This window comes from Micrococcus sp. R8502A1, from assembly GCF_006704135.1.
In the GTDB taxonomy this organism is placed as follows: domain Bacteria; phylum Actinomycetota; class Actinomycetes; order Actinomycetales; family Micrococcaceae; genus Micrococcus; species Micrococcus luteus.
Window position 1 is genome coordinate 1 of record NZ_VIGS01000066.1, and the last position, 10545, is coordinate 10545.

Here is a 10545-nt window from a genome sequence, read left to right on the forward strand (position 1 = left end):
CCCCCCCGTCTGCACCCCTTATCGGTCCGTCGGCGGGTCCGGATGTGGAAAAGGGCCAGCCCCCCCCCCCGCCTTCGCGCCGTCCGCCCGGTCTCAGGTGCCACCGTTCACGGTGATGAGCATCCTCGGCCGGGTCGCCGAACTGCGTGCCGCCGGCCACGACGTCGTCAGCCTGTGCGCGGGGGAGCCGGGCGGGGGCGCCCCGCCCGCCGTCGACGCCGCGGCCGCCGCCGTCCACGCCTCCGGCCGTGCCCTCACCTACACCCCGGCGCTGGGCCTGCCGGAGCTGCGGGCCGCCGTCGCCGGCCACTACCGCCGCTGGTACGGGCTCGACGTGCGCCCCGAGCAGGTCGCGATCACCACGGGCTCCTCGGGGGCGTTCATGCTCGGCTTCCTCGCGGCGTTCCCCCCGGGGGACCGCGTGCTCCTGCCGCGCCCCGGCTATCCGGCGTACCGCAACATCCTCACGGCGCTCGGGGTGGAGGTGGTGGACGTGGACGTCGACGCCGGCACCCGCTACCAGCCCACGGTCGCCCACCTGGAGGCGGCGCTCGCGGAGGGCCCGGTCGCGGGGCTCGTGCTCGCCTCCCCGGCCAATCCCACGGGCACGATGGTCAGCGCCGCCGAGCTCGCCGAACTCGCCCGCTGGTGCGAGGAACGCGGTGTGCGGCTCGTCTCGGACGAGATCTACCACGGCATCGTGCACACGGACGGGGAGGGGCTCGGCGCCTGCGCCTGGCGCACCTCCCGCACCGCGCTCGTGGTCAGCTCGTTCTCCAAGTACTGGGGCATGCCCGGCTGGCGGCTGGGCTGGATGCTCATGCCGGACGACCTCGCCGCCGCGGTCGACGGCCTCGCCGGCTCGGTCGCCCTCTGCCCGCCCGCCGCGGCCCAGGAGGCGGCCGTCCACGCGTTCAGCGAGGAGTCCTACGCGTTCTGTGCCGAGCAGGCCGGCGGCTTCACGGCGACGCGCGGCGTCGTGCTGGCCGCCCTGCCCCGGCTCGGCTGGGCCGACGCCGCCCCCGCCGACGGCGCCTTCTACCTGTGGGCCCGTCTCGCCCCGGGCATGCTGGCGGAGTTCGGCAGCGCCGTCGGCTACTGCGCCGCCCTGCTGGAGGAGGCCGGCGTCGCGCTGACCCCCGGCGACGACTTCGACGCCGTCCACGGGCCCGAGTCCGTCCGGCTCTCCTTCGCCGCCGGCCCGGACGCCCTCCACGAGGCGCTCGAGCGGATCGCCGCCTGGCACGCGGCGCGCGGCCTGGCCTGACGGGCTCCGCCGCACGCCGCACCGGCCGACGTCTCAGCCGCCCAGCCGGTAGCGGCGCCCGAGCGGCGTGTCCGTGACGGCCCGGTCGCCGCGTCGAGGGCGTCACGTGCCGGTTCCCGCGACGGGGGCGCGCCGTCGGCGCCGCCGGGATGACGGGGTGAGGTCCACCGCAGTATTGCGAATCATCCGCAACAGTCTTTATTGTGAATCAGTCGCATCTTCTCGCTCTCGTGAAAGGCTCCCCGTGTCCCACTTCGCCCCGCAGCGCCGTTCCACGCGCACCGCCACCTTCTCCGCCACCCTCGCCGCCGCGGCCATCGCCCTGACGGCGTGCGGCGCGGACGCCGACCCGTCCGGCCCGACGTCGGCACCCGCCTCCGCCGCGGGCGGCTCCGAGTCGCCGGCGGGTGAGGCGACGGCGGCCTCCTCCGTCTCCGCGGAGGACCGCGTCGACCCGACCCAGACCACCGAGGTCTCCGCGGTGACGCCGCGCATCCTGCTCTCGCACGAGGACGGGCTCACGCTGCTCGACGCCGAGTCCGGTGAGGTGGTGAAGGAGCAGGACATCACGGGCTTCAAGCGGCTGAGCAACGCCGGCAACGGCAAGGACGTCCTGGTGACCACCGGGAAGGGCTGGGAGGTGTTCTCCACCGGCATCCAGGCCAAGGCCCACGGCGATCACTTCCACAACTACGAGTCCGCGCCCGGCATGACCGGCGTAACGTTCCCGGGTGAGCATCCCGGCCACGTCGTCACCCACAACGGCAAGACCACCCTCTTCGCGGACGGCACGGGCGCGATCCGGACCTTCGACTCGACCCACCTGGACAAGGCGACCCCGGACCTCATGCCCGTCATGACGGAGGCCGAGACCGAGGACCCGCACCACGGCGTGGCGCTCGAGCTCTCCGACGGCACCCTCTTCACCACGCAGGGCACCGAGGACTCCCGGAACACGCTCCAGGTGATCGACCCGAAGACCGGCGAGGTCACGGCCGAGACCGACGACTGCCCCGGCAGCCACGGCGAGGCCGCGGCCCAGCCGACGGAGGCGGGCGACGTCGTCGTGATGGGCTGCGAGAACGGGCCCGTCGTGTACCGGGACGGCGAGTTCCACAAGGTGGAGGTCGAGACCGAGTACCAGCGCTCCGGGAACCTGTTCGGGTTGCATGACTCACCCATCGTCCTGGGTGATCACAAGGTCGAGGAGGAGCCGAAGGAAGCCGTCGAGCGGCCCACGGGGATCGCCCTCATCGACACCCGCACCGATGAGCTCACCACCGTGGACCTCGGCTCGTCCTACTGGTTCCGCTCGCTCGGCCGCGCTGAGGACGGCTCCGCGGTCGTGCTGACCTACGACGGCGAGGTCACCGTGATCGACGAGGAGACCGGTGAGGTCACCGCCGAGTACCCGGTGATCGAGCCGTGGAAGGAGAAGGACGAGTGGCAGGAGCCCGGTCCGATCCTGAAGGTCGCCGGGAACACCGCCTACGTGACGGACGCGGAGAACCGGAGGCTCGTGGCCGTGGACCTGGAGACCGGTGAGACCGTCCTGGAGAAGGACCTGGAGTTCGCCCCGGTCGAGATGGCCGTGGTCACCGGCCAGCCGGAGTCCGTGAAGCCCGAGGAGGGCGCGCACGGTGACGAGGACCACGACGACCACGACCACTGATCGGGCCGGACATGGCGGCGGGGGTCAGCGCCGCGCGGCCGTGGCCCCCGCCGGAACCGGGTCCGACGCATCGGCGGGGTGTCCGAGGCGCGGGGCGGACGGCTGGAGCGCGAACACGAGCAGCGTGAGCGGGCCGACGAACGGTACCAGCCCGAGGAACAGCCACGCGCGGCTGAAGCCCGCATCGTGGAGGCGCCGGGCGAGCAGGGCGAGCGAGGGGAGCGCGTGCGTGATCCCCACCAGGAGGACGGCCGCGTCGCGGAGGGACAGGTCCGGCGAGCCGAGGACGAACACGTCCAGGGCGGTGGACACGAAGTGAACGACGGCCTGCAGGAGCCATAGGTAGAGCGCCGCGAGCCAGAAGTCGGCGCGGGAGGCGCGCCCGCTGAACTGCACGTAGCCGGCGTAGTAGCGGCGGATGGCCTGGAGCATGTTCATGGTCCGGCCCTCAGTCCTGCCGCGGGGACGCCAGCAGCCCCTGTGCCGCGACGATCACGAGCATCGCAGCCCCCGCTGCGGTCGCCCCCGCGGGCCCGGCCACGGGATCGCCGAGAGCCGCGAGTACGGCACCGGCGAGCCCCAGCACGGCCATCGCCCCGCCGATCCACCAGAACACCGGGGCCTGGAATGCCCGAGCGAACGGGAGGAAGTGGCCACCCACCACGGCGGCCACCAGGGCGATCTGGGCCGTCGGTGCGTCGAGTCCGAAAGCCACCAGGCGGGTCACGGGGAGGAGCGCCAGCATTGTGACGACGGCGATCCCGTAGACGCGCCGCGGGCGGGCGTCGGCACGGTGGGCAGCATCCGCCGGCGCAGCAGCACCACCACCAGGGTGAAGCTGATGAGCGAGACCGCGACGCCCCGCAGCGTGCCCTGGTGCTCTGGCGGCAGCCCCGCGATCCCGCCGAACAGGAAGGCGCCGCCGCCGACCACCCCGATCAGCCCGCCCGACACCACCGGGTGCCGGAGGTGGCCGATCCCGCGGACGGGCGGGTCGTCGTCGAAGTGGGCCGGCCGCATGGGGCGGGCCGTGGTCGTGTCCGTCATGGTTCCCCCTCGCATCACGTGTGACATGCGTCATCCTGCCATGACGGGTGGACGGGTCAGGCCCCCTGTGGACAGGCCTCGATGATCATCAACGGGTGCTCCGCCGCGTCGAATGGGCGGCCGTGCCAGTCGCTCCAGACGCGGTCCACGCCCTCGTCCGAGTACTCGGTGCGCCATCGGTGCACGACGACGCCGTCCGCGTCCGGCGTGCTCGTGGCCTCGGACTCGAGTAGGGCGACCGGCCGCCGTCGTCCGTTCCGTGGGCTCCTGCTGCCAGTCCTGGTCGATCAGGTGCATCGCCACGTTCCCGCTCATGATCACCAGGTCCGCCGACGCCGGCTCGATCAGCTCCGCGGTGCCCCGCCGCCACTCGACGCGGTCCCCGCCGGCGCGCGCCCGGGCGACGCGCAGCATGGCCTCGGCCGGGTCCGGATGCATGGACGGCACCGTATCGTGCAGATGACCGCAGCCCCCACCACGAAGACGCAGAAGCGCCTGGCCGGCTGGGTCCAGGGCGTGTCTTCTCACTGGGCACGCACCCATGGCGGCAGTTCAGTGCGTCATGCCTCGTGGCCGTGGCTGCTGTAGACCACGATCGGCGCCCCACTGGGATCACGCGTGCTCTTCCACACGGTCATGCCGATTCGTTCGGCCACGCGACGGGAAGCCGTGTTGTCGGGGTTGATGATCGCGGTGACCAGCGTTGCGTCCAGGGTCTCGAACCCGTATCGCAGGCAGGCAGAGGCCCCCTCGGTTGCCAGTCCCTGTCCCTGGTGTTCGGGCAGGACGTGGTAGCCGACCTCGAGGACCTCTTGGCCGTCGACGTTCTGCCAGGTCAGGCCGCAGTCACCGATGAAGTCGCCGGTGGTCCAGTGTTCGATGACCCACAGGCCGAACCCATGCGTGGCGTAGTTGTCCTTCGACCAGTTGATCCACCGCCGCACCTCATTGCGCGACTTGGCTCGCGGGTAGTAGCGCATGACCTCCGCGTCTCCGAGGAGCCTGAACATGTCGTCGAGGTCAGCGTCGGTCATGCACCGGAACGTGAGTCGATCGGTGGGTTGCGGGATCACCCGACGACCTTACCGACGGCACTGAACCGGCTTCTTGTCTTCGACATGTGCGTGAAACCGCCCCGCGGTCTGCCGCGCTCACCCCACGAAGACGCAGAAGGGGTGGCCGGCCGGGTCCGCGAACACGTACAGGGGCTCGTCCTCGTCGTCGGAGCGGTCCAGGATGAGGCGTCCGCCCAGGTGCAGCGCGTGGTCGTGGGCCGCGTCGAGGGACTCGCGGTCCGGCACGGTGAAATCCAGGTGCAGCTGCATCGGCACCTCGGGTGACGGCCACGTGCTGGGCTTCAGTTCGTCGGTGCGCTGGAATGTCAGGACGCGGCGGCCGTCGTCGTCCAGCAGCACGAGCCAGTCCGCGCTGTCCGGCTCGCGGCCGTCCGCGAGCTCGTCGCCCGCGCGGTAGTGGAGGCCGAGGAGCTCGCGGTAGAACTCCGCGACGGAACGGATGTCGACGGCGTCGATCACCGGCTGCTGGAGCACGGGGCGGCTGACCATGGCCACACATTAAGCGACCTCGGCGTCCGCGTCAGCGTCTCGGCCTCAGTCGACGTCGTCGCGCCCCGCATCCACCCACCGCGCGGCCGGCACGACGGCGGCCAGCGAGACCACCGCCAGGACCTGCCACCCCGCGAGCGCCCAGCCGACCCCGAGCGTCGCCCCGAGCGCACCTCCCGCGAGGGTCGCCAGCGGCACGGAGCCCCGGGTGAGGGTGCGGCGCATCGCGGTGACCCGCCCGAGCGTGCCCTCGGGGCAGGCGCGGGCGGTCACGGCGGCCTGGGTGATGTTCCCGAGCAGGACCATGAACCCCCAGAGGGCCGCGCCGGCCAGCAGCCACGGCCCGGCATGAGCGCGGTCGACGTAGGCCAGCAGGTGCAGCCCCACGGCCACGGCGCAGCCGACCGAGCCGAGGAGGATGCACCGGCGCTCGCCCAGGCGGTCGATGGCCCGGCCCGCCAGGGACGAGGCCGCCAGTGCCCCGACCGCGCCCGCGGTGATCTGGACGCCCAGGAACTCCGGCCCGAGCCGCAGGTCGGTCAGGATCCAGACCGCCTCGACCGGGGCGAAGAGGGCCATGCCCACATTGGCGGCCACCGACCCCATCGTCAGCAGCCACAGGACCGGGGTGCGCCGCAGGACCGTCCACCCCTCCGCGGCGTCCTTCCCGAACCGGGCCCAGCGGGAGAGGACGTCCGCGACGCCGGGGTCCCCGTCGTCGTCCGGGACGTCCGCCGCGGCGGAGGGCCGCAACCGCACCCGGAGCGCGACGATCGCCGCCGCGAAGAGGAACGCCGTCGCGATGCCGAGCACGGGCCCTGCGCCCAGCGACCCGACGAGGACGCCCGCCGCGGCGGGCACGATCAACACGAGGGCGGCGTCGGCGGACTCGAGCCGCGCCGTCAGGCGGGCGACGGCGGTGGCCGGCACGACGCGCGGCACGAGCGCGGTCTGGGTGGTCTCGGCCAGCACCGTGAGCACGCCCAGCAGGGCCATGACGGCGGCGAGGTGGCCGAACGTGAGCGCGTCGAGCGCCCACGCCACGACGAGCGAGCCGAGCACCGCCGCCTTGGCGAGTCCGGTGGCCGCGAGCAGCCGCGGGCTGAGGTGTCGGTCCACCACGATGCCGATGGGCACGCCGAGCAGGAGGAATCCCAACCCGGAGAGCGTCATCAGCACGCCCATGCCGTCGGCGCCCACGCCGAGCAGGAGCACCGCCAGGACGTCCAGGGCGACGTCCGTGGCGGACCGGCCACCCGCGTCGAGGGCGTTGGAGGCGACCAGCCACCGCGCCCGTCCTTCCGGCGGCGGGGGCGTCTCAGCGTCGGGGGTGCGGGGGGCAGGCGTCTGACGACGCGGGTCCGTGCTCACCGCCACACGTGGAGCAGGTAGCCGTAGCTCAGCGACGTCGTTGCGGGGTGCTCGGCGAGCCACGCGTCGGCGACCCCTCGCTCGAACTCCAGCCGCAGGACGGCCTCGAGGTCGGCGCGGGAGTCGAAGGTCCACGAGCTCATGACCTCACGGGTCTCGGCCCCGATGCCGGCCCACCACTCGCGCGCGTACGTGTCCTGGCCCTGCGCCGCCGCGTTCGTGCTCGCCCGCAGCAGCTCGGCGAACTGGCCGCGCTCGGTGTCGTTGTCGATCACCACGAGCGCGCCGCCGGGCCGCAGCACCCGGGTGACCTCGTCCAGGCCGGGTCGGACGTCCCAGCGCGGGTGCGGGAAGAAGTACGCGAACCGGGCGTGCACGACGTCGACGCTCGCCTCCGGCAGCGGGATCTGCTCGGCCGAGCCGTACAGCACGCGCGCCCCGCCGGGGCGGGCGCGGGCGGCCCCCAGCAGGCGCACGTCCGGCTCGACGGCGATCGTCTCGGCCGCGTCGGCGTAGCGGGGCAGCCAGAAGCCGGTGCCCGCACCGAGGTCGAGCAGCGTCCGCCCGGCCCAAGGCGCCGCCTCCTGCAGCGCCGCCCAGAGGGCGCCCTCACGGTCCATGGCCGCGTTCTCGATCTCGTACAGCGCCGGGTCCACGCCCTGGTTGCCCGAGGGACGGAAGTCGGGCAGGCCCGTGGCCGGTCCGTCCGGTGTGCTCTGCGTCATGCCCGGGAGTCTGACACACCCCCCCTCCACGCCAGTCCGTCACACGGGTCCGCCACGGCTCGCCGCGCCCCGGAGAGGCTCCGGCTGGTCTCGCATGGCGCGGTGGCGGCTCATATGACGCGCGAGCCGGTCGCCCGCTGGACTCGCGGCGGCCCACCGCGTGGGATGGGCTCACCACCCATCCAGAGCGGCTGAGAGATCTGGCTCGACGACGCCGCAGCAACCCGCCCGCCGGACCCGGACCCCCCGGGAACGGCAGGCCCGGTGCTACCGCCAGGACCGATGGAGGAGAGCAGATGCCCCGTCACGCCACACAGCAAGTCCATGCCGGCTACGAGCCCGCCGCGCCCCACCGGCCGGTCGTCCCGCCCATCCACCAGACCACGGCGTTCCGTTTCCCGGACCACGCCACGGCGGCATCGATGTTCCGGCTCGAGACCCCCGGCTTCACCTACAGCCGCACGGGCAACCCGACCGTCGCCGTGTTCGAGAACCGCCTCGCCGCACTGGAGGGCGGCATCGGCGCGATCGCCACGGCCACCGGCCAGGCCGCCGTCGCGCTGTCCCTGCTGGCGCTGCTGCAGGGCGGCAAGCACCTGGTCGCCTCCAGCCAGCTCTACGGGGGCACCGTGGACCTGCTGACGGACACGTTCGCGGACTTCGGCATCGAGGTCACTTTCGCAGACCCGGCGGACCCGCCCGCGTGGGCGGCCGCGGTCCGGCCCGACACGCGCGCGTTCTTCCTCGAGGCCATCACCAACCCGCTCGCCACCCTCCCGGACCTGCCGGCGCTCGCGGACCTCGCCCACGCGGCCGGTGTGCCCGTGGTGGTGGACAGCACCCTCGCGACGCCGGCCCTCTACCGGCCGCTGGAGCACGGCGCCGACGTCGTCGTGCACTCGGCCACCAAGTTCCTCGGCGGGCACGGCGCGGTGCTCGGCGGCGCGATCGTGGACGGCGGCACGTTCGACTACGGCGCGGCGCCGGACCGGTGGCCGCAGCTGGCCCGGCCCAAGGCCCGCTACGGCGGGCAGACGCTGGTCGAGCGGCACGGCCGCGGCGCCTACCTGACGCTGGCCCGCAGCAAGTTCCTGCACGACCTCGGCCCCACCCTCGCCGCCGCGAGCGCGGCGCAGTTCATCCAGGGGCTCGAGACGCTCGACCTGCGCGTGGCCCGCCACACCGCCACCGCCCTGGCCGTGGCCGAACACCTGGCCGGGCACCCCGCCGTCGCCCGGGTGCACCACCCCGGCGTGGCCGGGCATCCCAGCGCGGCGCTGGCCGCCCGTGACTTCCCGGACGGCGTCGGCTCGGTGTTCTCCTTCGACCTGGCCTGCGGCCCCGAGGCCGTGGCCCCGTTCCTCGACGCGCTCGAGCTGTTCCAGCTGGTGGTCAACGTCGGCGACGCCCGGTCCCTCGTCTCCCACCCGGCGACCATGACGCACTGTCGCCTGACGCGGCAGCAGCGCGAGGACGCCGGGATCGCCGAGACCACCGTCCGGCTCTCCATCGGGCTGGAGTGTCCCGACGACCTGATCGCGGACCTGGACCGTGCCCTGGCCGTGGTGACCGCCGCCGGGCCGGCCGTCCCCGCCACCACGCCCGCCGTCCCCGAGACCGCCGCCGTCACCCAGGAGGTGCGCTGAGATGACCGCTGTCCACCACACCACCCGCTCCGTCTCCCGTCCCGCCGTCCGCGGCTTCACCACCACCGCCGTGCACGCCGGCCAGGAGCCCGACCCGCTGACCGGCGCCGTGGTGCCGCCGATCTACCAGACCAGCACCTTCGTACAGGACGGCATCAACGTGCTGCGCGCTGGGCATGAGTACAGCCGCGGCTCCAACCCGACCCGGAACGGCTTCGAGACCCAGCTCGCCGCCCTCGAGCACGGCGATCGGGCGTTCGCGTTCGCCTCCGGGCTCGCCGCCGAGGACGCCCTCCTGCGGGCCGTGCTGCGCCCCGGCGACCACATCGTGCTGGGCGGCGACGGCTACGGCGGCACCCACCGCCTCATCACCACCGTCCTCGAGCCGTGGGGCGTGTCCAACACCCCCGTGGACATCACCGACCCGACGGCGGTCGCCGCGGCCGTCCGCCCCGGCCGCACCGCGCTGCTGTGGGTGGAGACGCCCTCCAACCCGCTGCTCGGCATCGCGGACCTGGCCGCCTGGGCGCAGATCGCCCACGACGCCGGCGCGCTGCTGGTCGTGGACAACACGTTCGCCTCGCCCTACCTCCAGCGGCCCCTCGACCTCGGCGCGGACGTGGTGGTGCACTCCACCACCAAGTACATCGGCGGGCACTCGGACGTGCTCGGCGGCGCCGTGGTGGTGGCCGACCGCGAGTTCCGCGGCCGGGCGCTGGCCGAGGCGGTGGCCTACCAGCAGTTCGCCGCCGGTGCGGTCGCCGGCCCGCAGGACTCCTACCTCGCCGCCCGCGGCCTCAAGACGCTCGGCCTGCGCATGGACCGGCACGGCGCCAACGCCGCCGCGCTCGCGGGCTGGCTGCAGGGCCGCCCCGAGGTCGCCCAGGTCTTCTACCCCGGGCTGCCCGACCACCCGGGCCACGCGCTCGCCGCGCGGCAGATGGACGGCTTCGGCGGCATCGTCTCCGTCCGGCTGGCCGGGGGAGAGGCCGCGGCCCGCGCGTTCGCCGAGGCCACCGAGCTGTTCGCGCTCTCGGTCAGCCTCGGCGGGGTCGAATCGCTGCTCTGCTACTCCTCCGAGATGACCCACGCCTCCGTGCGGGGCACGCCCCTGGCCGTCCCCACGGACCTGGTCCGGCTCTCCGTCGGCATCGAGGACGTGGCCGACCTGCAGGCGGACCTCGAGGCCGGCCTCGAGGTCCGCCTGCAGGTCGGCCACGTCCTCGATGCCGACGGAGAGCCGGACCAGGTC

Annotated in this window: 12 protein-coding genes; 4 read left to right on the forward strand and 8 right to left on the reverse strand. The window is 73.7% G+C overall.

The genetic code is table 11. The features are described 5' to 3' along the window. Nucleotides 1-115 precede the first annotated feature (115 nt). Nucleotides 116-1267, forward strand: coding sequence for an aminotransferase class I/II-fold pyridoxal phosphate-dependent enzyme (locus FLM69_RS10160; RefSeq protein WP_141844111.1), 1152 nt, complete (start codon nucleotides 116-118; stop codon nucleotides 1265-1267). Between the two features lie 244 nt (nucleotides 1268-1511). Then, nucleotides 1512-2939, forward strand: coding sequence for a PQQ-binding-like beta-propeller repeat protein (locus tag FLM69_RS10165; RefSeq protein ID WP_041103386.1), 1428 nt, complete (start codon nucleotides 1512-1514; stop codon nucleotides 2937-2939). 24 nt (nucleotides 2940-2963) lie between these two features. On the opposite strand, the gene FLM69_RS10170 is transcribed toward FLM69_RS10165, so the two are convergent. The 8 genes from FLM69_RS10170 to FLM69_RS10200 all read right to left on the reverse strand — a co-directional run bounded on the left by FLM69_RS10170 (nucleotide 2964) and on the right by FLM69_RS10200 (nucleotide 7647). Next, a complete protein-coding gene (locus FLM69_RS10170) occupies nucleotides 2964-3377 on the reverse strand; it encodes a DUF805 domain-containing protein (protein WP_036381342.1) in 414 nt (137 codons plus the stop codon). A gap of 10 nt (nucleotides 3378-3387) precedes the next feature. After that, nucleotides 3388-3666, reverse strand: coding sequence for a hypothetical protein (locus FLM69_RS10175; RefSeq protein ID WP_230594461.1), 279 nt, complete (start codon nucleotides 3664-3666; stop codon nucleotides 3388-3390). Beyond that, the gene (locus FLM69_RS10180; RefSeq protein WP_036381347.1) at nucleotides 3663-3986 is read right to left on the reverse strand and encodes a hypothetical protein; all 324 of its coding nucleotides are present in this window, start codon (nucleotides 3984-3986) and stop codon (nucleotides 3663-3665) included. The genes FLM69_RS10175 and FLM69_RS10180 overlap by 4 nt, the downstream gene beginning before the upstream one ends. A gap of 56 nt (nucleotides 3987-4042) precedes the next feature. Next, nucleotides 4043-4171 (reverse strand): hypothetical protein, encoded by a 129-nt coding sequence (locus tag FLM69_RS11635; RefSeq protein WP_255502821.1) that lies wholly within the window; start codon nucleotides 4169-4171, stop codon nucleotides 4043-4045. 375 nt (nucleotides 4172-4546) lie between these two features. Further along, a complete protein-coding gene (locus tag FLM69_RS10185) occupies nucleotides 4547-5059 on the reverse strand; it encodes a GNAT family N-acetyltransferase (RefSeq protein WP_036381349.1) in 513 nt (170 codons plus the stop codon). Between the two features lie 78 nt (nucleotides 5060-5137). Beyond that, complete coding sequence (locus FLM69_RS10190; RefSeq protein WP_141844113.1) at nucleotides 5138-5551, reverse strand: VOC family protein; 414 nt, start codon at nucleotides 5549-5551, stop codon at nucleotides 5138-5140. Between the two features lie 45 nt (nucleotides 5552-5596). Further along, nucleotides 5597-6922, reverse strand: a complete 1326-nt coding sequence (locus tag FLM69_RS10195; RefSeq protein WP_255502822.1) for an MFS transporter — start codon at nucleotides 6920-6922, stop codon at nucleotides 5597-5599. Beyond that, a complete protein-coding gene (locus FLM69_RS10200; RefSeq protein ID WP_141844115.1) occupies nucleotides 6919-7647 on the reverse strand; it encodes a class I SAM-dependent methyltransferase in 729 nt (242 codons plus the stop codon). The genes FLM69_RS10195 and FLM69_RS10200 overlap by 4 nt, the downstream gene beginning before the upstream one ends. Before the next feature lie 296 nt (nucleotides 7648-7943). Between FLM69_RS10200 and FLM69_RS10205 the strand changes: the two genes are divergently transcribed. Continuing rightward, nucleotides 7944-9293, forward strand: coding sequence for an O-acetylhomoserine aminocarboxypropyltransferase/cysteine synthase family protein (locus tag FLM69_RS10205; protein WP_036314933.1), 1350 nt, complete (start codon nucleotides 7944-7946; stop codon nucleotides 9291-9293). A gap of 1 nt (nucleotide 9294) precedes the next feature. Beyond that, a partial coding sequence (locus tag FLM69_RS10210) for a cystathionine gamma-synthase (RefSeq protein WP_141844117.1) occupies nucleotides 9295-10545 on the forward strand: 1251 nt, incomplete at its 3' end.

What these genes read in the sequence shown, in the direction of transcription:
- FLM69_RS10160 (WP_141844111.1), top strand. Translation starts at nt 116, where the DNA reads ATGAGCATCCTCGGCCGGGTCGCCGAACTGCGTGCCGCCGGCCACGAC.
- FLM69_RS10180 (WP_036381347.1), bottom strand. Translation starts at nt 3,986, where the DNA reads ATGACGGACACGACCACGGCCCGCCCCATGCGGCCGGCCCACTTCGAC.
- FLM69_RS10190 (WP_141844113.1), bottom strand. Translation starts at nt 5,551, where the DNA reads ATGGTCAGCCGCCCCGTGCTCCAGCAGCCGGTGATCGACGCCGTCGAC.
- FLM69_RS10170 (WP_036381342.1), bottom strand. Translation starts at nt 3,377, where the DNA reads ATGAACATGCTCCAGGCCATCCGCCGCTACTACGCCGGCTACGTGCAG.
- FLM69_RS10205 (WP_036314933.1), top strand. Translation starts at nt 7,944, where the DNA reads ATGCCCCGTCACGCCACACAGCAAGTCCATGCCGGCTACGAGCCCGCC.
- FLM69_RS10200 (WP_141844115.1), bottom strand. Translation starts at nt 7,647, where the DNA reads ATGACGCAGAGCACACCGGACGGACCGGCCACGGGCCTGCCCGACTTC.